13 protein-coding genes are annotated in these 22,895 nt (G+C 36.1%); 2 read left to right on the top strand and 11 right to left on the bottom strand.

The features are described 5' to 3' along the window. Window positions 1–53: 53 nt before the first annotated feature. Window positions 54–668: a TetR/AcrR family transcriptional regulator gene (locus tag RGT18_RS10440; RefSeq protein WP_000155678.1), complete on the bottom strand. Its 615-nt coding sequence runs from the start codon at window positions 666–668 to the stop codon at window positions 54–56. A 589-nt stretch (window positions 669–1,257) separates the two neighbouring features. On the opposite strand from RGT18_RS10440, the gene RGT18_RS10435 reads away from it, so the two are divergent. Both RGT18_RS10435 and RGT18_RS10430 read left to right on the top strand, forming a co-directional pair. Beyond that, complete coding sequence (locus RGT18_RS10435) at window positions 1,258–1,614, top strand: plasmid mobilization protein (protein ID WP_028078145.1); 357 nt, start codon at window positions 1,258–1,260, stop codon at window positions 1,612–1,614. Window positions 1,615–1,616: 2 nt separating this feature from the next. Continuing rightward, complete coding sequence (locus RGT18_RS10430) at window positions 1,617–2,948, top strand: relaxase/mobilization nuclease domain-containing protein (protein WP_028078144.1); 1,332 nt, start codon at window positions 1,617–1,619, stop codon at window positions 2,946–2,948. A 67-nt stretch (window positions 2,949–3,015) separates the two neighbouring features. Here the strand turns inward: RGT18_RS10430 and RGT18_RS10425 are convergent, their stop codons facing one another. The 10 genes from RGT18_RS10425 to RGT18_RS10380 all read right to left on the bottom strand — a co-directional run bounded on the left by RGT18_RS10425 (window position 3,016) and on the right by RGT18_RS10380 (window position 22,892). Next, on the bottom strand, window positions 3,016–3,675 hold the full coding sequence (locus RGT18_RS10425) for a hypothetical protein (protein ID WP_028078143.1): 660 nt from the start codon (window positions 3,673–3,675) through the stop codon (window positions 3,016–3,018). A 42-nt stretch (window positions 3,676–3,717) separates the two neighbouring features. Beyond that, complete coding sequence (locus RGT18_RS10420) at window positions 3,718–5,067, bottom strand: helicase (protein ID WP_028078142.1); 1,350 nt, start codon at window positions 5,065–5,067, stop codon at window positions 3,718–3,720. A gap of 133 nt (window positions 5,068–5,200) precedes the next feature. Beyond that, the gene (gene ltrA / locus RGT18_RS10415) at window positions 5,201–6,871 is read right to left on the bottom strand and encodes a group II intron reverse transcriptase/maturase (RefSeq protein WP_028078562.1); all 1,671 of its coding nucleotides are present in this window, start codon (window positions 6,869–6,871) and stop codon (window positions 5,201–5,203) included. 132 nt (window positions 6,872–7,003) lie between these two features. After that, complete coding sequence (locus RGT18_RS10410; RefSeq protein ID WP_263285033.1) at window positions 7,004–7,132, bottom strand: hypothetical protein; 129 nt, start codon at window positions 7,130–7,132, stop codon at window positions 7,004–7,006. A 294-nt stretch (window positions 7,133–7,426) separates the two neighbouring features. Continuing rightward, a complete protein-coding gene (locus RGT18_RS10405) occupies window positions 7,427–14,815 on the bottom strand; it encodes a helicase-related protein (RefSeq protein ID WP_028078563.1) in 7,389 nt (2,462 codons plus the stop codon). A gap of 83 nt (window positions 14,816–14,898) precedes the next feature. Further along, window positions 14,899–16,434 (bottom strand): AlbA family DNA-binding domain-containing protein, encoded by a 1,536-nt coding sequence (locus tag RGT18_RS10400; RefSeq protein WP_028078564.1) that lies wholly within the window; start codon window positions 16,432–16,434, stop codon window positions 14,899–14,901. A gap of 81 nt (window positions 16,435–16,515) precedes the next feature. Further along, complete coding sequence (locus RGT18_RS10395) at window positions 16,516–18,222, bottom strand: DNA topoisomerase 3 (protein WP_338176121.1); 1,707 nt, start codon at window positions 18,220–18,222, stop codon at window positions 16,516–16,518. 97 nt (window positions 18,223–18,319) lie between these two features. After that, on the bottom strand, window positions 18,320–20,506 hold the full coding sequence (locus RGT18_RS10390) for a CD1107 family mobile element protein (RefSeq protein WP_338175898.1): 2,187 nt from the start codon (window positions 20,504–20,506) through the stop codon (window positions 18,320–18,322). Next, a complete protein-coding gene (locus RGT18_RS10385) occupies window positions 20,484–20,720 on the bottom strand; it encodes a hypothetical protein (protein ID WP_002843607.1) in 237 nt (78 codons plus the stop codon). The genes RGT18_RS10390 and RGT18_RS10385 overlap by 23 nt, the downstream gene beginning before the upstream one ends. Before the next feature lie 12 nt (window positions 20,721–20,732). Then, entirely contained in the window at window positions 20,733–22,892 is a 2,160-nt protein-coding gene (locus RGT18_RS10380; RefSeq protein ID WP_338175899.1) for a CHAP domain-containing protein, read from the bottom strand. Window positions 22,893–22,895 lie beyond the last annotated feature (3 nt).

Here is a 22,895-nt window from a genome sequence, read left to right as displayed (position 1 = left end):
CTTTCTAAATATAGTTGTTAGCCTTTGCTAACCTTGCGTGAAAATTTTACGCTTTATTTAAACCTTAAAAGTCCATCCCATCCCGAATTAAAAAAAACTGCAAGCTCTTTAACATATTTAATGGCTTGTTCTCTTGTCATATCATGCACAATCGTTTCAAAAACAGCTGTAAAATATGCACTGGTAATCATGTGATGTAAATCATGACTGACGTTTCCTGCCATTTTGCCTTTTTCTTTAAGAATAGCGTAATATTTTTCCGTACGGGATACTTCCAATTCTACAAGTTCATGAATATAATCTTCGTATTTTGTGCCTTCAGAACAGCAAATTACAAGCTTGAATTCTTCAAAATAATCATAAATATAATTCACAAAATGCAAAAGATATTTTGTAGACAGCTCTCTGCTTTCTAAAGTTTTATTTTCTGGAATTAAATCAAAATGTGCATCTTGTGCAGCTTTGAACTGTTCTATTAACCCATCAGCTACATCAGAAACAATAGCTTCAAATAAGGCCGCTTTATTAGGATAGTAACCATAAAAAGCACCTTTCGTAAATCCTGCTTCCTCGACAATTATTCTAAGTGAAGCATCCTTAAATCCTTTTTTTAAAAATTCTTTCTTGCCGACTGCCAATATTTTCTTTTGAGTCTCAGAAATAGTCATTTAAACACCTCCATCAACAATATACCATCGGTATATACCATCAGTATATACCGATGGTATATTGTTGTCAATAGTTTTTTTACATTCATAATAATATTCACATTTTTTCAATTTCCTGTTTGAAATTTACTCTAAAAATTAAATCATACGAGAACAAATTAAACTTATAATGCTAATGTTATCTTTAATCCAGAACTTTTTGAGCCTTAAAACAAAGAAATGTTTATTATGAATGTAAACTATTGCAAAATAATAAAGAATTACAAAAGTCCTTCGATTGGAATTATTCACCATATAAATCAACAAATCTGCGTTCTTCTATGGAGAGAAATATTTTAAAATTAATACAAAACCTATGATATAAATACAGCTAAAGGAATTGATTTATGGTATAATACAAATGTAATACTTAATAAAAGCTTAACGCTTGCTACCCTAATCATTCTTTTGTAGCAAGCACAGTAAGTGTACGGACACTTACGGAAAATTGACGAAGCAGCCCTTGGGGATCTGCTTCTTTTTTTATCAATTTTTAGCTTGTTAGGGAGAACCCTAAGACCCCTAAATACATTCAAAGGAGGAACTGACTATGGTAAATAGATTAAGAAACGAAAGACTTGAAATTAAACTAACTGAAGAAGAAAAGGCTCTTTTTGAAGAGAAAAAAAGACTTGCGAAGTGTAGAAACATGAGCCATTTCATCCGCAAATGCGTTTTGGAAAAGGAAATTTATCAAGTGGATTTAGAGCCTTTCAGAGATTTACAAGGCTTACTTTCTAATGCAACAAACAACATCAATCAGATTGCAAAGCGAGTAAATTCGACAGGTGTAATCTACAAAGAGGACATCAGTGATATAAAAAAAGAGATTGAACATTTCTCAAAAGAGCTGTGGCAAATTCATTCACTACTTCTGAAAAGAACATCTGAAACGGAAGGTGAATAATAATGGCTATTACAAAAATACACCCAATAAAATCGACTCTTAATCTTGCTATCGACTACATTGTAAATGGAGATAAAACAGACGAGCAGCTTTTAGTAAGCACTCATAAATGCCACGAATCAACTGCTCACACTCAGTTTTTAAGGACACGAAATGACGCAGGAACAAAAGGAACCGTTCTTGCAAGACATCTCATTCAATCCTTTTTACCGGGAGAAACAAGCCCTGAATTGGCTCACCAGATTGGTATGGAGCTGTGTAAAAAGATACTCAAAGATGAGTACGAATTTGTCTTATCTACTCACGTAGATAAGGGGCATATCCACAATCACATCATCTTCAATAATGTAAATATGGTAACAGGTAGGTGCTACCAGTCTAACAAGAAAAGCTACCACCAAATCCGTTATCAGAGTGATAAACTCTGCAAAGAAAATAGCCTATCTGTCATTGACGAGTTTTACGAAAGCTATAAGAAAAAATATAAGATTAACGGTAAATCTTGGTATGAAAACGAACAGGCAAAGCATGGGACTTCTTGGAAAAGCAGGCTTCAATTTGACATTGACAGAATGATAAAACAGTCAAAGGACTGGGACGAATTTTTAAAGAAGATGGCTGATCTTGGCTATGAAATCAAATACGGTAAGCACATTGCTTTTAAGCCAAAAGATAAGGCGAGATTTACAAGGACTAAAACAATCGGAGAAGATTATACCGAAGAAAGATTAAAAGAACGAATTGCAGAAAGAGAGTTTATCAAGACTCCTGCCGTCAAAAAACGCATCGGCAATGTTATTGACATGAACACAAATGTTAAAGTAAAAGAAAGCAAAGGCTACGAATATTGGGCAACCAAACATAACCTTAATACAATGGCTGAGTCTGTTATCTTTCTCAGAGAACAAGGTATTAAATCCGTTAAGCAACTTGATGAGTACATCCAAAAAGCAGCCGATGAAAGGCAAAATATACAAGAGAAAATCAAGGCTATTGATAAGGAAATGCAGAAGCTTTCCACCACTATGGAGCAAGTTCATACCGTTAAAAAGTACAGAGCGTGCTACAAGGAATATACTGCTAATCCGTCTGACAAGGCATTTTTTGAAGAGTACAAAGCTCAGATTACCCTATATGAAAATGCTCTCTCAGAGCTTAAAAAATCCTATTCCAAGCTCCCAAATTCAAAGGATATTTTAGCTGAGCTTGATAAATTACAAGAAAAAAAGAACACCCTTATGCAAGAGTATTCTTCCTCAAAATCCACTATGGACGAGCTTTATAAGATACGAAAAAATTACGGAATTTATATGGGTAAGGAGATGGAGAGATAATCTTTATCTCCTTTTTTCGCAAATAAAAAAGAGCCGGTGCAGTCCTAAGACCACACCGACCGTAAATTTATCTCTCAGTTTCTTTGCTTGCTTCTTTCTTTTCTTTCGGCTTTTCCTTATCTTCAGCCTGATATTTTTTGATAGCCCCAAGTACAGATTCTTTCTTTTCTTCTTGTCCTTTCATTTGTTCCTTTGCCTTTAACAGCTTTGAAGAAAGTATTCTGATATTGTTATGCTCCTTGCCGTTATCATCAATGGAAGTTCTGATTTGTCCAAAGAGCTTAACAAAATCCCCCTGTTTAAAATCCTTTGGCATATCACTCTTTTCTCCATAAGCGGAGCAGTTGTGATATACCTTATTTCCATCATCATCTTTAGAAACAACAGAGAAATTTGCCACCTTAAAGGCTTCTCCGTTCTTATTTTCCCTTTCAACTAAATCGACTTCCCCTACAATATTGCCAACGATATTGATAAGATTATCCTTTTCTTCCTGAACATAAGGAAGGTCTTTTATCTTCCCCTGTTCCCTTAAATCCTCAATCATATAGTCAAATTCCTCATGCAGCAAATTAAGGCTGTCATTGTCCATATAAGCGTCATAGAGCTTATCTAAGGCACTTTCATCATTGATACCTTTTTCCATGCTTATAATCGCTTTTACAAAGTCCTTATGGTTATCATTTACCATATCTTCTATCTGATTTCTCATTGTTTTGTAATCCATGTTTTTATCTCCTTTCATGGCAAAAGGGAGGTTCCCCTCCCCTTATCTTAAAAATTCCTGTTCTTTTGTTTTTTGCTTTTCTTCTGTTTTACTTTCATTTTGATAAGCTCTTATCTGTCCTAAAATAGATGGCTTATCCTCTGATTTTTGTGCAGTTTCTTCTTTGCAATGAAGATTGTCCTCCACATCATAGGTTGACTCAAAATAATCACTGTCCTTAAAGTCATTGTCATATCTATCAGGAATGCCATCATTATCGAGGTCTTTAGAGAGCGGATCATAGAAGTTACCCTCATCATCAATATCAAGTCCTGTTGCTGCTCTTAAATCTTCGGAATCAACATAAACCAAATCGCTAAAAGAGGACATTTCTATTTCATTTTTCATATTCCTTAGAGCTTCATTTTCTCCCTTGTTTTCATAGTCGAAGCTCTCTGTTTTGATTGGAGTATCATCAATATACTGTGTCCATGTTTTAGCTTCTAAATTAAGCTCATATTGGATGCCGTGTCTTTCGTCAGGTGTATTGGTATAGGCGATGCCAATGTGCTTTAAGTCAGGATATAGAGTATTAAATTCATCATAACTGTGGTTTTCTTCATATTCTCTGTTGCAAAAGTCTATGATAGCTCTTTTTACATCTTCCACAAGAGGATTGTCATTTCTCTTTTCTTCCACTTCTCCCATATCAAGGAGCTTATTCAGTTCTGCAAGTCTTAACACCTTAGTTTTCAGCTCATCAGCTTTTTCAAAAGGCTTTTTGAGTTCTTCTTTGGCATTTTCCAGTTGTTCCTTTGTGCTGATAAGTTTTTCTTCAAGCCTCTTTAATTTCTCAGGCATTTTCTCAAGAGCGTTATCAAGTCTTGTAATGTTACCGTCCGCACTTGTTCCAAGCTCTCCTGAATGCTTTGCAGCACCGTTTAGGCTAAAGTTATGTTCATTGGTAAAGAAGTTATAGCTTACCTCTAAATCCATATTTCTATACTTGCCTATAATCTTGCTTTCATTGATTTTAACCTTTGAAATTGCTTCAAGCAGTCTTTCTCCGGCTAATTTCTTGTCGGTAATCTTTTCTCCCGCAATTGTAATGGAAGTAAACTTTTCCTCACCTTCCGCTTTTGGCTCTACATCGGATATATCTTTCTTAACAGCTTCTATGAGCTTTTCCGTTCTTGCGATTTCTTCAGGATAATTTTTCGCCACCTTATCCTCTAATCTGAAACGGTTAGACTTATAGTTTGCTTCAAGCATTTTTAGTTTCGTAACTTCGTTGTCCAAATCCATCTTCTCTTTAATCTTCGGATCACCTGTGGCAAGAGCTTTAATTTCTGCATAGTTTAATGAACTTTCGTCCACATCTTCTGCAACTCTGACAGGTGTTTTACTTGTCATAATCTGTGAAATGAACTTCTGCTTATTTTCTATCGTCTGGTCGAGTAGGTCGGGGATATTACTATCCCTTTCCCCTCTAAGAACCGTGCATGAGAGTTTCCCCTCACACGGCTCAAGTTTTTATAAGCCCTAATTAAAGAGCCAGCGTGTTTTCTTCATCATTTATATGCAATTTTCTATGACACCAAGGGTGTACTAAAGTTTTAAGGGTAATGTTATTTTGAATTGTTTGATGTACTCTAAAGTCTGTATCAATAGTTATTTTCTCTCCACAAACAGGGCATATTCCATCTTGCGTTTTATACAGTCTATTTATAACTGTACGTCCTTTAAGTTCGTTTCGTATTTTTAACTCTTCTCTTTCTTCAAAGTATATTTGCCAATTTTCATCAAATGGATTTGCTTCAGCTTGTATCTTGGTAAATCTTTTAATATCAGTGTCTGTAGCATATTTAAGACGAAGATAGTATTTATCGCCATTTTCCATTCTGTCTCCAGTTGCTACACTGAAAGTCCAAGTTCTATTTCCAATCGTATGGAAATACTTTTTAGCTATCCATTTTCTACCTTTCTTAGGATGTCTACGAACGCACCAGGTCCACAAGCTTTTATATATTTCATAATCAAGTTTTTCAAAGGCTTTAGATGAAACATTATATTTCTGATAGTTTATCCAACCTATAATAATTGGATTTAATTTTCTAATCAGAATTTCTTGTTTCATTGACGGATTATCTTTTATGATTTGTCTTATTTTATCAACAATAGCCTTGAAGTTCTTTTCGGATGGTTTTGTTAGTAATTTATCTTTATACATCCTAATATTAACTCCAAGAAAATCGAAACCGTCATTTATGTGTGTTATGAGTGTCTTTTCCTCTGATAATTCTAAACCTCTTTCAGCCAAGAATTTTACAATGATTGGCTTTACACCATTTTCAAGCAATTCTGCACTTTCCCCTGTAACGATAAAATCATCTGCATATCTGACAAAATTAACTTTTGGGAAATATGCTTTCTTATTTACTGTTCTTCTATGGTATTTCTCTTTGATTGCTTTTTCTAAACCATCTAATACCATATTGGAAATAATAGGTGATATTGGTGAGCCTTGGGGACTTCCTGTTTCTGTTGGAAATAGTTTTTGTTTTTCTATATATCCACACTCAAGCCAGAGTTTTAATAATTTCTTGTTCATTGGGATATTATTCATTATCCATTCGTGGCTAATATTATCAAAGCAACCTTTTATATCTCCTTCAAGCACCCATTTTGCAGATTTCTTTTTATTTAGAGATGTAAAGCATTGCTCAATAGCATCCTGCGTACACCTTTTAGCTCTAAATCCATAAGAGTTAAAATCAGCTGTTGTTTCTGCAATAGGTTCAAGTGCAAATTTATATAGTGTTTGCATTGCTCTGTCTGTCATTGTAGGAATGCTAAGAGGTCTTTTCTTACCATTTTTCTTTGGTATATACACTCTTTTAAGAGGTTTAGGTTTATATCCTCTTAAGTTTAACTTTCCTATTGCATTATACTTTGCCTGTGGTGTTAGCCATAGTTCGCCGTCAACACCACTTGTTTTCTTGCCTTGGTTTTCAGTTACCCTCTTAATAGCCAAGGCTTTTGCATAAAATGAAGTTGTGAGTAAATGCTGTAAAGATTTTACCTTTCCGTATTTACTCATTTTCCACGCTTTCACAATACGCATTTGTAGTTTTTTAACATAGCTTTCTGCTACTGAAAAATCTATACTTTCCCAGTCTTTAGCTCTGTTAGTAGTAGCACACATTTTACTGTTCATTTGCTTTCTCCTTTCAAAAATTCTACAAGTTCTCTTGTGATTAAAAACCAAATGGAAGTCTGCACTCTTTCAAGTTAGGGCAAATTTTGAACCCCTATCCATCTCATTACAAGATGGCGTTCGCTTTTTCCATTATCCTTTACCTGCACCATTATCAGCATTTCTTACGATTTGCCTTGCCTTTTGGCAACGGTACAGGCTTACCATGTTCCACTTAATTAACATTGATAACTTAGGCTCTACCTCTCTGCCGGTAGTCATTTTGTCCGTGTAATCCCACTGTGGAAAGGATTATCCGACTACGCACCATTTTGGTTCAGGCTTGTCAGCAACTTTAGCCTGTTCGCCTTAACGGCATTTATCAGTAGTTCACATATGTTAGCCATATTATCAAGCCTTGCTCCCTAACCGCCTTGTTGCTGGCAGTTTCGGTATTCCCTCACGGTTCAACCTCAAGTAGGGCTACTTTAATATCGGCTTACCACACCTGAGTGCAGTCGATACTTGGCTCAACTAACGGAATAGTTGGTTTGGTCATTATGCCAAACAGTTAAATTAAGCGACTTCATGTCGCACCCATAAATAGGCATCAAAGGTATTCTCTGTAACATAACGATAAATATTCACTTTCTCATTTTCGTTTCCCTGTCTTACGATTCTGCCCGCACGCTGCTCCAAATCGGCAGGACGCCAAGGCACATCGAGGTCATGCAAAGCAATCAGCTTGTTTTGCACATTCGTTCCGGCTCCCATCTTCTGCGTTGAACCCATTAAGATACGGATTTCTCCTTTTCTTACTTTCGCAAAGAGTTCATCTTTTTGCTTATCGGAATTAGCTTCATGGATAAAGGCAATTTCTTCTTTAGGTATGCCCATTGCCACAAGTTTTTCTCTAATATCATCATAGATGTTAAATTCTACATCTCCTTTTGGAGTGGACATATCGGAAAAAAGTAGCTGTGTTGACCTGTTTTCTTTTGTCTTATCCCAAATGGCAAAGACATTCTTTACACATACATTGACCTTGCTATCAGGATTATCAGGAAGCAGGGGATTGATTAAACGCTGATCTAAGGCAAGTTTCTTACCGTCATTGGTAATTTTAAGCATATTATCTTCATCAGGCTCTACAACCCTATTTCTGACATCATCCGCTCTTTTAGAAAGGCTCTTTAGGATTTCCTTTTGTTCTTCAGAAGGCACCGTCTTAATAACTTCATAGTTAGCTTCAGGTGTAGGAAGGTTAAGCATATCCGCAGTTTGAATATCTGCAACTTCCTTAAACATCGACATCAACTCAGGCAAGTTATAGAACTTTGAAAATCTCGTTTTCACCCTATATCCTGTACCTTCAGGAGATAATTCAAAAGAGCTTTGTGTTTCTCCAAAAGTGGAAGCCCAAGAGTCAAAATGCTCCAGTCCATTCTTTTTAAGGCTCTCATACTGAAGATATCTTTGCATGGTATAAAGCTCTGTCATAGAGTTACTGACAGGCGTTCCTGTGGCAAAGACAATACCTTTTCCACCTGTCATTTCATCCATGTAACGGCATTTCATAAACATATCGGAGGACTTAAAGGCTTCTGACTGCCCGATACCTGCAACATTACGCATTTTTGTATAGAGATAAAGGTTCTTGTAATTATGTGCCTCGTCAACAAAGAGCTTATCAACTCCCAGTTCCTCAAAGGTAATCACATCGTCTTTCTTAAAATCATCATTTAATTTCTCAAGCCTTGTTTCCAGTTTTTTCTTTGTCTTTTCAAGCTGTTTTACTGTAAAGTTTTGATTTCTGTCATGCTTGTATTCTTCTACATATTTTACGATTTCATCAATCTGATCTTGGATGTGCTTCTCCTGATATTCCTTTGACATGGGGATTTTTTCAAACTGCGTATGTCCGATTACAACCGCATCGTATTCCCCTGTGGCAATCTTCCCGATAAATCTCTTTCTGTTTTTAGGTTCAAAGTCTTTCTTATCAGCCACCATAATGTTAGCCGACGGATATAGCTGCATAAACTCACGACCGATTTGCCCTGTTAAGTGATTTGGGACAACAAACAATGACTTACTGCACATTCCAAGCCTTTTACTTTCCATTGCGGAAGCCACCATTTCAAAGGTCTTTCCACTTCCTACTACATGGGCAAGCAAGGTATTTCCTCCATAAAGGCTTCTTGCTATGGCATTTCTTTGATGAGGTCTTAAATCAATTTCCGTATTCATTCCCTCAAAGGAAAGATTGCTTCCGTCATATTCTCTATTGCGGATGGAATTAAAACGCTCGTTATACAGTTTTACAAGACGGTTTCTTCTCTCCTGATCGTTAAATATCCAGTTTTTAAACTCTTCTTTTAATAGCTCCTGCTTTTGTCCTGCAAGCATGGTTTCTTTTTTATTTAAGACAGAAGTTTTAGAGCCATCCGGATTTACAATCTGGTCAAATACCTTTGTTTCTTTCAGATTTAAGGCATCTTCAATCAGCTTATAGGCGTTTACCCTTGATGTACCAAAGGTCATCTCAGCAAGGTCATTTCCTCTGTCCCTGCTTTTTCCTTCTACATTCCATTCACTTGTGAGATTTGAAAATTTAACCTTAATATCCCATTTGGCATACCCCGGAGTTTTTAGCGTTTCAAAGATGAATTTCTCAATATCTTTAATCGGTATCCAAGTTGCACCAAGACGCACATTGATTTCACTTGCTTCAAGTTCCTTTGGAAGAACTTTTGTAAGCTCTGCTTTTTGATATTCCAAACGGTTCATTTCATAGCTTATCAGCTCTTTTTCTTTTCCATTTTCTTCATAGCCAAGATAAGGGAGTTCTCTTTCCGTTTGTCTTAGCTTTGATAAGTAGCTGTCTACTATGGCAATCTTGTCCCTGATATTCCCACTTAAATATTCATCTTTTGTTACATAGCCATACTTATAGGAATTGCTGCCATTTGCACAAGCAAAAGGTAAATCCCCATCCTCCAAGTTAAAGGAAAGTGGTCTGTAAAAGTTTTGTTCTTCTCTAATATTTAGGTAGATTTCCCCTCGAAGCTCCTCAATTAAAGTTGGTCTGTCTTTTCCGGTAAGACTTCCCATATAGTCAAAGTCCACATAACCTTTTTCAGATACCGATAAAACAAGAGCTTCTAAAGAAGTATCCACATGGTCTATGACTTTGGCTTTTGTAATGGTTCTTTTGGAGAAAATATCTCCCTTTGCCTTAAAGTTTTCTTCTTCATCAAGGATTTCAATGGACGATACCAAAGGGAAGTTGCTGTCCTCTTTCAAGGCTCTGGTATTACTTAGGTTATTTACAAAGCCATGTTTCTTTGAAAAATTGTCATATACTTCATTTAGTTTTTCCTGTGAAGCCTTAATTTCTTCTTCGTTAAAATCTTCTTTCTGCTTGTAAATCACATCTTTTAAGGCAGCATTCAGCTCAAGGTAATCCTTGATTTTTTCTTTATTCTTGTCTGATACTTCCTTTTTGATAAAAAGTGAGTTTTCTCTGTAATAGACTTCATCATCAATTAAGGTATAAGAGAAGTTTTTTACATCATCAGTTGCAGGGATAGAAGTTATTTCATCATCAAGTAGCTCTATTTCTTCATACTTGGCATCTTTTGAAATTCTTTCTCCTGCAATCTTGATACGATCCTTTAATGACTCCATGTTGTTTTCTTGCCCTAAAAAGGCTATCGGCTCACAGGTTAGAGTTTTTCCAAATCGACCACTTACCTCACGCATAGAACCAAGCACCTGCTCAGGATGATCGACAAAGTATTTGTTATATGAAAGTCCGTTTTCATCTTCCGCAAGGTGTATCCAATCTTCATCTCGCTCCAATACGCTATCTCTTTTCTTTAGGAAGATAATATCTGAAGTTACTTCTGTTCCTGCAACACCCTTAAAGGTATCGTTTGGAAGTCTGATTGCCCCTAAAAATTCGGATCTTGCTGCAAGATAGCGTCTTACACTTTCATCTTTTTTATCCATTGTTCCAGATGATGTAATAAAGGCGATAACCCCGCCATTTCTTACCTTGTCAATGGACTTGGCAAAGAAATAATCGTGAATAAGAAAGTTATTTCGGTTATATTCTCTATCATTTACCTTGTACTCTCCAAAGGGAACATTTCCGATTGCTACATCAAAGAAGTTATTGGAGAATCCCGTTTCTTCAAGTCCCTTAACCTGTATATCACTTTCAGGGTATAGCAGCTTTCCAATACGACCGCTTACCGAATCAAGCTCTACGCCATAAAACTTTGACTTATTCATTTCATCAGGTAGATTTCCGATAAAGTTCCCAACACCCATTGACGGTTCAAGGATATTTCCCTGTTTAAATCCCATACCTGAAAGCGTCTTATATATTCCGTCAATGACAGTTTTTGGTGTGTAAAAACTCGTTAGAGTCGATTCTCTTGCAGCTTCATATTCTGATGATGATAAATTTTCTTTTAAGAAAGCTCTTGCTTCTTTCCACTGTCCTTCTTTACTTTCATCAAAGACATCAGATAGTCCACCCCAACCTACATATTTTGCTAAAACTTCCTGAGCTGTAATATCAAGCTCTCGTTCTCCGCTTTCCACCCTGTTAAGCATAGAGATAGCTTCAAGGTTATTGTTTAATCTCTCGCTTGGAGATAACTTTTGAGGAAGAGTTTCTTCTGTAATCTTGAAATTGTGAGCTTCATTGTTCTTTATTTCTATTTCCTCAAAAGTCTTTTCGGGCTTTGCATTGGTAAGATTTTCAAAGATTTTATCAAGCTCACTTTCTTTGTAATAAGGAATAACATCGGAGCCTGTAATCATACCTCCAAGATACTCTGTATTATCCTTAACCGTTACGGTCTTTAGGTTATTTCCCATATCATCAAATCTTGTGATGGTACAGTCTTTTCCCTTATATTTCACTTCATCACCGATGATAAAGTCAGGTCTTTCAAAACTTACTTGTTTTAATAAATCCTCATTATCTGCAAAGGCTACAATCGGTATTTGATGATTACCTTGTCTTATAGGATCAAGCCATAAATCATTTCTTCCTGTGATTTGATTTTTAGAGATCTCTCTTACTTTGTACTCCTCATGATTAAAATAGACGGTATCGCCTTCTTTAACTGCAAACTCATCTGAAAAACTTTCCTCTTTTTCATTAAGCTCTACTTCTTCTCTTTCCTTTAGATAATCAAATAAGGTAGCTTGAACTGTGTCAGCCCTTCTAACTTCTTCTGTTTCTTCAGGTGCTTCAAGCTCTACTTTATCTTCAAAGCTAAGTTCTCCATTAAAGGCAGACTGAAGCTCCTGCTCATCCATCTGCTTTTTAAGTTCACTGTCTTTAAGTTCTCTAAAGGTCTTTGGAAAATCCTCTAAAACAAGTCTTTGGGCATTTAATTCCTTTAACTCCTCAAGATTAAAATATCCCCATTCCGGTTCGATACCTAAAACAAGTCCAAAAGCATCTTTACTTTCCCTGTCATATTCCGTCATATACCAAGTCCAGTTACTTCTAAATGGAATAATGTATGCTGCATGAACCTGTTTGTCTGCTAAGGCTACATCTTCCTGTGAATAAAGCTCAGGCACTCGCTCAAGCATTTCATCAGTCATTAGATTATTTGGATCGTCTTTAGAGTAATAACTTGATTCTTTTTGTTCTTCTATCTCTACCTTGCTTTCAATATTTTTTTCTTCAATATAAAGATTTTTAGAAAGCAGCTCATCTATATGCTTTGCTACATTTGACCATGTAAGAAATACATCGTTACAATGATTCTTCTGTAATTTAAGTCCCTTTGCATCGTGCCATTCATCACTTCCCTTTGCTCCTGAAACAGCATGAGAATGACCTCCGATTCCATACTCATCTTTTAAGAAATTTGCTTTTTCCTGCAAGGTATGATTTTCTTTGAAAAACTTAGTAATTCGCTCTTTTCCTTTATCGACTCCACTTCCTCTTGAAATCGTAGCAAGAACTTCATCTTCTGTAATAAAGCCTTGTACCTTTGGAAGTTCGGTAAGATTAGAGGCATATTCCTTTCTCGGAAGTTCAAGCTCCTGTAATTTCTGATAAAGGCTATCTACCTTGTGATAGTGAAACCTTAGTACATCTTTGTTTTCTTTGTATCCTGCTAAAAAACGGCTGTATTCGGAAATAACATTTTTTAGATAGTCAGGATTTTTAAGAGCTTCCGATAACTGTCTTGTTTCTTTCGGAAAGCCACCACCTCTTTCTATAAAATCAAAATAGCCTTGTGCTTTCCCTTTTTCACTTAAATCGTGATATAGATACCATAGCGATTCTGACACTCTATCTCTTTCATAGTCCTGTGCTTCTAAAAGCTCTACATTTGTAGCAAACTCTCCTGTTTCTAAAAGCTCACTGATTCTTCTTGCAGCATTGCTCCAGCTTAAAATTTGTGTCATATCTTCTCTTGCAGAAGTTCCATAAGCTAAATGAATGCCTTTATCCGAATACCAGGAAGATACTTCTCTTTCATCAATGTAAAATCCGTTTCCACCTCTAAAGGTATCTTTAAGGTATTCTCCTAATTCTTCTACTGTTTTTCCTTTGGAAAATTCAGCAATGATAGGAAGTCTTTCGCCCTCATGGTTTCCACCGTTTACAAGAATACTGTCAATATCATTTTGTGTAAGAGGTATTGTAAGTTTAATCTGTCCTGATCTGTTTTCGGGTAAAGAAAAAGAAGCCTTGTCAGCTTCTCTTATCTCTTTATCCGTATTTTCTTTTAGATTTCCACTATTTCCTTGATTGTCATTTCTTTGAGGGCTGAAATCATCGCTTTGTACTGCGGATGGCTCTCGTCCTCTATCTGCCAAGCCATCATCAGTTTCGGCTTCTCTGCTCTCATAAACTCTATCGCCTGTTTCTGAGTATCCATCAGGTGTTTTGTCAGCTTCTTCTCCTTGTATAGATCCAATAACATCTCGAAGTGGCTCTGCTCCTCGCTGTTTGAAAGATAATCCAGCCTCATCACTGCGTATGTCGGATTCGGATATTCCCTCATAAAGTCCATCTCTTCCTCTAACTGATTCAGTGTATTCTCTTTGATTTTCTCTATTATCTCGTCCGTACTCTCCATTTCGGAAAATTCGCTCGTTTTCACTAATTCTTTCCTGATCATCTCGTCGAAGTACATTTTCTTCTACCTCCTCTAATTCTTCTTTTTTTATTTTATTATATCCTGCTTCTTTACCTCTTAAAACTTCTTTTTGAAGCTCTAACTCTTTGCTTTTTTGAATGGTTGCACCAATTACTGTTCCGCTAATGTCCGATACCGTTTCTCCAATGCTCATAAGAGAAATGCTGTCAAGCATTGCAAAGTTTTCCTTTAACAGCTCCTTATCCATAGGATAGTCTAACTTAAATCTTGAAGCTACTGCATAGCTCACCGAGTCCCTTGCAAACTTGGTAAAGGATATTCTGTCCTCATCAGATATTCTAAGTTCATTCATCAAGCTATCTACTTTTTCATCTCCGTAGAGCCTACTTAAAGAAAAGATATTTTCTAAGGTGCTTTCACTTTCTTCATAGCCTTTACTTTTTATCAATTCTTTTAATACATCTCTATGAGCTTCTTTATCAAATCTCCAAAGATTTACCTCATTGACATCTCTGTTTTTGGAAACTGTCTGACTAATATCAAAGATATAGTCCACCTTTTTGTATGTGCCGTAGTCCTCTAAAATGGGAATACCCTTTTGACCTCGCATAACGGTTCTTCCGAAGCGTTCCCTCCAGTAATCAAACTTGGCACAAGCTGTCGCTTCAGGATTTTTATCATAAATACTTAACTGACTTCTAAAATCATATTTCTGATTGTTTCCGACAACCTTTAAGAGCTTCAGATATTCTGCTTCACTCTGCAGAACATCTTGTTTTATTAGTTCCAAAATGTTATGAAAATCATTTATTCGCATGTTTACCTCCTTCTTTTTTACAAACAAAAAAGGCGGTTAGATTTTACTCTAATCACCTTTGAATTCTGTGTGTTTGTTTACTTCTATTTTATCACTACCCATTTACCAGCTTTCGTAGAACCTTCTCTTTCTATGATTCCATGAGCTTTTAGGTTTCTTATATGATAGCGGACTCCATCTGCTGTAATATCTTGTATTTCTTCAGCAATTTGTTCAGCAGTAATATTTGGATTGCTCTCCATAAGTTTAACTATCTGAGCTTGAATACTACCTTTTTCTTTGGTAGTTTCTTTGGTAGTTTCTTTAGTAGTGCTACCATTAAACTCTTTCAAAAATTCAACATTGATCCCCATAACTGCATTTGTATAGTTATCTTCTTCATTCTCCGGATAAAATTTAAGCTCAGGAGAGTCATTTTCTAATAGTGCATCTTTCGCACGCCTTATGCCTGAACCGTAAGACTCTATTAAGTTAAGGGAAAAGAACATATCTTTCAGCTCTTTATTAAGATATTGCCTTCTATCAAAACTTCTATCTCTATTAAGTGCTTCGATTGTTACCGGCGGGAGTGGTCTATTATGGTTCACAAAAGAAATTCTGTCTTTGTATATATAGATACCTACATACTCAGGCGTATCATATTCCTTGTGTAAGATAGCATTTGTAGCAAGCTCCTCAAATGCTGTAAGTGGATAGTTAAATATAATTTTATGCTCGATTTTATCAGCTTCCCTTATTGTATATGAAGCCATGATATTATCTTCAAAATACTTGCTGACTTGTTTTGCTTGTATCCAAACAGGCCCATCAAATCTTTTTGATTCCATTTTATCCGTTCCGTCAATTTCTCTTATAACTTCAACATGGGCATTTGGAATAAATTTATTTGGTGTTTCTGCAAACATAAGCACAGCAAAATTCTTGGCTCTATAACCTCCGTACTCACTTTCACTTACAAGTCCCATACTCTTTGCCATATCAAGTTTGGACATCTCTCTAATATCTTTTTTCGCTCCTGTTTGAAGCAGATACTCTTTCATGTACTCATAGCTTAAGTCATCTATGGTTGCTGTATCATTGAGGTTAGAGCTAAAAGAAAAGCCTGCAAATTTCTTTAATAACTCAAATTCTTCCGTAGGGTTAGGAAGTCTTGAATCTCTCCCGACTCTGATATATCTTCCTGCCTTTAATCTAATATTTTTGTCTTTTTCTGCCTTTTCACTTGTCTGAAACGGTCCACCTGAAGTGCTTTCAACAGCAACAACGATATAATACTTATCATCAATCGTGTCTGAAATAATATGATAGGTGATTTTAGGATGAATGTTGGAAAGAAGTGATTTTAATTCATTTTCAATGCCTTCAAGTTTTGATTCTGCTATCCCTTCAATCGGTCTCTTGGGAATTGCCTTATCACCGGTTTCTTTATCATCTACTTCCTCTATACCGACAAACAACAAACCAATCTCATCGTTCATATAATTGTTGGCAAAGGCACAGGCAGTTTTTAGAATTTTATCTTTAAAATTTGCCGACTTTTTATATTCAATAAAACTGCTTTCTATATTTTGGTTTTCAAGAATGTTATGAGCCATTCTCTTTATATCTAAAAGCTGCATAATACCTCCTCTTTTCAAAAAATCTATCAATATATTATATCATTTTTAGGGCATTTTTTCCACCTTGAAATTAGTGCCATCTTACTTGATATAAGTTGAAACCACTTCTTTTATCTCATTTTCAATCGCTTTTAAAAATTTTTCCTTTGAAGATTTTCCCTTTGCAATATCCGATAACTCCATTTCCCACTTAGCGGTTGTACCTGCTGATTTAAAAGTATCTGAGACAATCGTTACAAGGCTGATTCCCTTATGTGTAGCAATAAGGTTCTTTTTATCTCTTTCTACAAATCCCTTGAAAATCAGATTTTCAATAATCCCTGCTCTTGTTGCAGGTGTTCCAAGTCCTTTTCGCTCAACCTCTACTCCTTTTTCAAGTGCATCATTTCCTGCAAGCTCCATCGCCTTTAGGAGAAGATCTTCCGTGAAATGCTTAGCTGGTTGAGTGTACTTTTCTTTTATTTCCTTGTTTTCAATGCTTAATACATCACTAATGCTCACATCAGGAAGTGCCATATCTTCATTTTTCTTAGACTTATATTCTTTAAGATATTTTGTAAAACCTTCATCTTTAATTGTCTTGCCTGAGCTTGTAAAAGCAAAGCTATCAAATTCAGCCACAATCTTCATTGCATTCTCAATTAAAGGATAGCCTACACTTGCATGTAGCTTATTTAAAATAAGTTCATATACCTTCAATTCACTTTCCGGAAGAGAAGTTAAGTCCTCATTCATACTGCTTGCTGTCGGTATAATCGCATGATGGTCTGTAACCTTTTTAGAATTAAATACCGTCTTGATACGCTCTGTGTCAAAATCATTCTTTCCTAAAATGTTATTAACCGTACTTACAATCATATCTTCCGTAAGGCATCTGCTGTCTGTTCTTGGATAGGTAATCAGTTTCTTTTCGTAAAGACTTTGAGCATAATCAAGTGTCTGCTTAGCTGAGTATCCAAAATATTTATTGCACTCTCTTTGAAGCGTCGTAAGGTCAAATGGCAGCTCAGGCTTTGTTATCTTTTCCTTTTGAATAACATCGGTAATTTCTATCTTATCGCCTACTAAATTTAAGAGCTGTTCCGCTGTTATTTCATCATCAATTCTATCTGTTGATAGTGTAAAGCCATTAAGGCTTAATTCCACTGTAAAATATTTTTCTTTCTTGAAATTGGCTATCTCATCATCTCTTTTTACAATCATTGCAAGGGTAGGTGTCTGCACTCTGCCCACACTGTAATTTTGCTTGTATAGACACGAATACAGTCTGCTTAAATTCATTCCCACAAGCCAATCTGCTATTGCTCTTGCTTGTGCAGACTCAAATAGATTATCGTAAGAACTTCCATCTTTTAGGTTATCAAAGCCCTCTTTTATGGCACTATCTTCCATTGATGAAATCCAAAGACGCTTCATCTTCTTTTTACAATTTGCCTGATTATATACAAGCCTGAAGATGGATTCTCCTTCACGCCCTGCATCGCAGGCATTTATCACGATGTCTATATCCTTATCATTCATCAGCTTTTTAAGAATCGTAAATTGTTTCTTTGTGGACTTTGCAATCTCATACTTATATTCCTTTGGAATAATCGGTAAATCCGCCATATTCCACTTAGCATACTTTTCATCATAGCTTTCCGGATTTGCCATTTTAATTAAATGTCCAACACACCAGCTTACCTTATATCCGTTTCCTTCATAATATCCGTCTTTCTTCTTTGTTGCTCCGATCACTTTTGCAATAGAAATTGCAACACTTGGCTTTTCAGCAATTACTAAATTCATCTATTTTTTCCTCCTGTTTTTCAAAATAATAGGGCGGAAGATGTTACTCTCCCGCCCTGTCTTTTGCACCAAATATTGTATAGTTTTGGGTGCAAATTTATTCCAATTCATCTTCTTTATCTTCTGTTTCTGTTTCATCTACTTCATTTTCACTTTCTTCTGCCTCTGAAAAGAAATCATCATCTTCCTCCTCAAAGCCTTCAAGCTCCTTATCTTCTTTTTTCTTAACGACCTTGAAATAATATCCTGCACCTAATGCTCCTGCTACTACAAGAATGAGAATTAAGTAGGTTCCCATATTGCTGCTTTCTTCCTTTTTTACTGGCTTAGGTTCTTCTTTTTCAGGTTCTTCCTTTTTAATTTCCTGTTTCGGAGCTTCTTTCTTTTCAACCATATTGAGAAGATCATCTTCTGATACTTCTGTTAGGAGCATGACATTCTCGCTATCCTCATCGTGATTGATGATTAGATGGAAAGTCTTGCCATTCTTAGTAGTAAAGGTAACAAACTGTCTTGCGTCCGCTGAATACATGTCCGTTTCTTTCTTATCACTGCTATCTCCATGATGAATCGGATAATCCTTGTTCGCATTATCCTTATTTTCCGTAACAGTTCCTCGTGCCTTTGATGGAGCAGAAGCAACTCCTTTATTGGTATTTACATTCTTACTTGAACCATCCATAGAGGAATCCTGACCGCTGTTATTGGCAGGCTGTTTCGGTGTCAGCTTATTGGGATAACGAACTTCTTTTTCTTTTCCATCGGTCTTGTCAACATTTGTGTCCTTTGTAATCTTTCCTGTATTATCCTGTGATGATGAGCCTTTACCCGTATCACTTACAGATGTTTGAGGAAAGTTTCCTGTTCCTGTTTTCATTCCGGAGATAGGGCTGATTGGTGTTACAGTAGGATTATGCGTAACTGTAGCCTTGCCAACCTCATTCGTCTTTTTCTCAAGCTCCTTAATTTTCTCAGTTAGCTTGTCTATCTCCTTTTTCATATCCGCCGATAAGTCCTTATCGTCTTTGCCCTTTTCAAGTTTTTCCTTCAGCTTATCTATTTTTTCCTCAAGGTCTTTGATTTTCTCCTTTTGCTTGTCGCTTAATTTATCCTTGTCCTTAATCTCCTGACTTAGCTTATCAAGTTTTTCCTGAAGTTCCTTAGATTCCTTTTCCATTTTGGAAATATCATCTTTGCTAAGCTCTGTTTGAGTTCCCTTATCTTCTGTTTTTTGCTTTTCCGTCTGCGTCTGAGCATTACTTTCTAACTTTTTTACAATTCGGATAATACTATCGCTTCCATCACATTTTACTTTGTAGCTTACAAAATTGTCATTAAAGCTCATGTTATCAGGAAGCATTTCAAGATCAGAAGCGTCAATCACCTGATTTTTATCAAAATAAGCTGAATACTCCTTATATACCTTTCCATCCTGATATTGATATTTGACCTTTACTTCACTTTTTGTCTGACTTTCCTGATCCTTTGTATCCTTATTGTCTGTTTGAGTTGACGCATTCGATACTCTCTTATATAAATCCTCTAAAGGTAATTCAAGGTAGGGTACACCGGTATGAAATCTGTTCCATGTTTCAATAATCAGCTTGTCTTTAACAATCTTAATTTCTTTTACATTGTTGATATTGGGATTTGCTTCCTTTACTCTGCCAATAATAGCGTTCTTTGTTTCCTCTTTAAGCTCTCCCTCATAATCAACCGTTACTTTCTCAATATTTCTATTTAACTGTAGAACAGGGCAGGTATAGACAATGACATTTGCTTTCTTTCCTTTTACAGTTCGTTCTTCTGCATTTTCTGTAATATCTCCAATATAGTAATTATCTTTATCTCTTGGAGAAACGATACTTGTAAAAGCACCTGTCCCTACATTATGAATTCGATAATATGGATAAGTTTTCTTTGTCATATATCTTAGATCATCTAACTGATTTACCTTGTCCATATTCTCATTGGTAAAGGTTTCATTATACTTATCGAGAACTACACCGCCCTTTTCTTCAAAGGATTTTGATAAGAAAAATTTAAAGTTCAATGGCTGACCTTCCTTATTTCCTTTTCCGAGATGATAAAATCCTCTAAAGGTGTCATCTGAAGTATGATCCTCAAATTTCAGTTCATAATATGTTTCATATTTTTCAGGCGGTTCATTTGACGCAAACACTGTCTTTGCACCAACTTTTAACACCCCTAAAACTCCACCCATTAACAGGGTAAAAGCTACAACAATGGCTGTAATTCTTTTATTTTTCAAACTGGTTTTCATTTGTTTTCTCCTTTTTCATTTCTGCTTTTTCTCTGTTTACTTTTGCCATTAAATCACTGATTGTAATGTTGTTCTTTCTGCAAATGGCAATAATTTCTTCGTTTTCAAGTTCTTCCTCACGAATGAACAAAGGCTCCAATTCTTCATCAATTAGAGCCTTTTTATCTTTTAACTTCTTTATTCTGTTTTTTACTGCTGTCAGTTCTTTTTTCAAATTGTGTCCTCCTTATCTGTTTACATTTGGCGGAAAGCCGAAGCCTACTGGATGGTGCTTGCAGAAAGACGCTATCCAATCATCTAAAGTTGTTACTCTGATTCGACCGATATTATCTATTACCTTGCCATCGCCTATATAAATGCCTACATGACCATAGGTAAGTCCTGCACTGCTTCCACTACTACTACTTTCAACTGCAATAAGCATTCCTACCTTGAGTTTTGATTTATCTGATGTAAAGGTGTGGTTTCGGTACATATCACAGGCATTTCCTCCGATATATCCAAGTCCTGCATTTTGATAAACCTGCGATACCCACATAGCACACCAGCCTGCACCCGGAGATGGCGTAATGTATGCAGCATTTACAATCTTCTTTTGAACTTCCGTAGAAGCTTCATATTCTTTTCCACCTCCGATACCTCCATTGGAAGCAATAAGGTCGCTATTACCAAAGGCTTCTCCCATATTGCCTTGAGCAAGGAATAAAGCTTCATAGTGTTTCAGATTGTCAGGATAGTTTGCAAAGACTTCCTTTATAATGCTGTCCATTTCCCTTTTATGAAGGGTTACAATGAGTTTCTTGTACTCGTAAGGTTCTTCATGGCTTTCGGTATATTCATTTCCATCTTCATCGGTATAGGTTTCTGTAACTGTCCTGTATCTGATTTCTACTTCTTCCTTATACTCAAGGTCATACATGGACTTAAAAAGCTCATTTAATACAGAGCTTACTTCCGATACATTCTTTACTTCTCCGCACCTTGATGTAATGTAGGATAAAAGCTCATGTACATTATGCCCGATGTACTCTGTGTTATTTAGGATGTACTCGTCATATCCGGGATAATTCTCTTTGACATGATCAACCTCGTTTTGAAGCTCACTTTCCATAGCGGAAAAGTTCTGATTGATTTCATTTAGGACATTTGGCTTTGACAAATAGCTTGTTGTAAGAACAGAACTTGTGGAGTTCATAAAGCCTGTCATTCCCGTTCCTGCAAAGTTGATAAAGAAAGTTCCCAAAATAATAAGACCTATGAAAATAATCATAAGTCCCTTCGCTTTTCTTAATATAACTTCCTTTGAACTTTTAAGACTTCCTATAAGCCCTTCCTTAATGCGATCTCTAAGCCTTGACTTATTCTGCCTTTTAATGGAATCTTTCATCTGCTTTCGCTTTTGAAATCGCTTAAAGTTATTTGCTTTTTGATACTCCTGTGTCTTTTTTAGCTCCTCTTTGGCATCTCGAAACTCTAACTTGGATTTTCGCTTTCTGATTTTATAGTCCTTATTCGTAAGGTCATATCCTTTTTTTGCTCTTTTCTTATCTGAATAGTTCTTAATGCCATGAATGAGTTTTGAGCTTGTATCGGCTGTTTTTTCTCCTGCCTCTACCCCTTGATTTTCATCACTTCCATGTGATAAGTAATCTCTTACAGTTTCACTTCCTTTAGCAAGTCCTGATAAAGCGGACACCTTAGAAGCCTTATCCCTAAAAGTTCTTTCCTGTTCTTTAGAAAGCCTGTTTTTCTTTTCTCTATCCAGAATGGCTTCTTTTCCCCTTTGTTTATTGTCAGCCTTTTCCTCTTTGGCTTCTTTGTCCTTTTTTCTGGTATAGAGCTTATCGGAATAGTTTTTTCTCTTATAATTTTTCCTTTGAGCCTTTTGGCTTTTTGAAAAGCCTTTTGTATCTTCTACTTTATGATGAAGATTGTCCTCCACATCATAGGTTGACTCAAAATAGTCGCTGTCCCTAAAGTCATTGTCATATCTGTCTACAATCCCATCATTGTCGAGGTCTTTTCCTAAAGGATCATAGATTTTTCCATCCTTAACCTCAGTAATATAATCAACTTTTCCAATTTCTTTATAAATTACACCTTCTGTTTCAGTTACAGAAGCTACGCTATCCTTATCGGAAGCTCTATACCTTGCGTTTCTTTTAGAAGTTTTTCCATTTAATTCAGTTTCTGCAATTCTCTTACTGACCTTTTCATGAACCTTATCTTGAAAACGGTCTTTGTCATGGACGATTTTCCCTCTGTAATCATCGTTATGCTTTAACTTACTTTCTTCAGGCTCTATGCTGCCATTACTTTGCAGCCTTTCCTTTTCAATCCTTGCCCTTTGCCTTTCCTTAAAGTCCTTTTTCAGTTTCTTTCCCATAAG

It is taken from the genome of Solobacterium moorei (assembly GCF_036323475.1).
Taxonomy (GTDB): Bacteria; Bacillota_I; Bacilli_A; order Erysipelotrichales; family Erysipelotrichaceae; genus Bulleidia; species Bulleidia moorei.
The sequence above is the reverse complement of the archived record's forward strand: the minus strand, read 5'-3'. Positions and strand labels throughout refer to the sequence as shown.

Coding starts and splice junctions, on each gene's coding strand:
- RGT18_RS10440 (WP_000155678.1), bottom strand. CDS start 668: ATGACTATTTCTGAGACTCAAAAGAAAATATTGGCAGTCGGCAAGAAA.
- RGT18_RS10435 (WP_028078145.1), top strand. CDS start 1,258: ATGGTAAATAGATTAAGAAACGAAAGACTTGAAATTAAACTAACTGAA.
- RGT18_RS10430 (WP_028078144.1), top strand. CDS start 1,617: ATGGCTATTACAAAAATACACCCAATAAAATCGACTCTTAATCTTGCT.
- RGT18_RS10425 (WP_028078143.1), bottom strand. CDS start 3,675: ATGGATTACAAAACAATGAGAAATCAGATAGAAGATATGGTAAATGAT.
- RGT18_RS10420 (WP_028078142.1), bottom strand. CDS start 5,067: ATGACAAGTAAAACACCTGTCAGAGTTGCAGAAGATGTGGACGAAAGT.
- ltrA (WP_028078562.1), bottom strand. CDS start 6,871: ATGAACAGTAAAATGTGTGCTACTACTAACAGAGCTAAAGACTGGGAA.
- RGT18_RS10410 (WP_263285033.1), bottom strand. CDS start 7,132: ATGACTACCGGCAGAGAGGTAGAGCCTAAGTTATCAATGTTAATTAAG.
- RGT18_RS10405 (WP_028078563.1), bottom strand. CDS start 14,815: ATGCGAATAAATGATTTTCATAACATTTTGGAACTAATAAAACAAGAT.
- RGT18_RS10400 (WP_028078564.1), bottom strand. CDS start 16,434: ATGCAGCTTTTAGATATAAAGAGAATGGCTCATAACATTCTTGAAAAC.
- RGT18_RS10395 (WP_338176121.1), bottom strand. CDS start 18,222: ATGAATTTAGTAATTGCTGAAAAGCCAAGTGTTGCAATTTCTATTGCA.
- RGT18_RS10390 (WP_338175898.1), bottom strand. CDS start 20,506: ATGAAAACCAGTTTGAAAAATAAAAGAATTACAGCCATTGTTGTAGCT.
- RGT18_RS10380 (WP_338175899.1), bottom strand. CDS start 22,892: ATGGGAAAGAAACTGAAAAAGGACTTTAAGGAAAGGCAAAGGGCAAGG.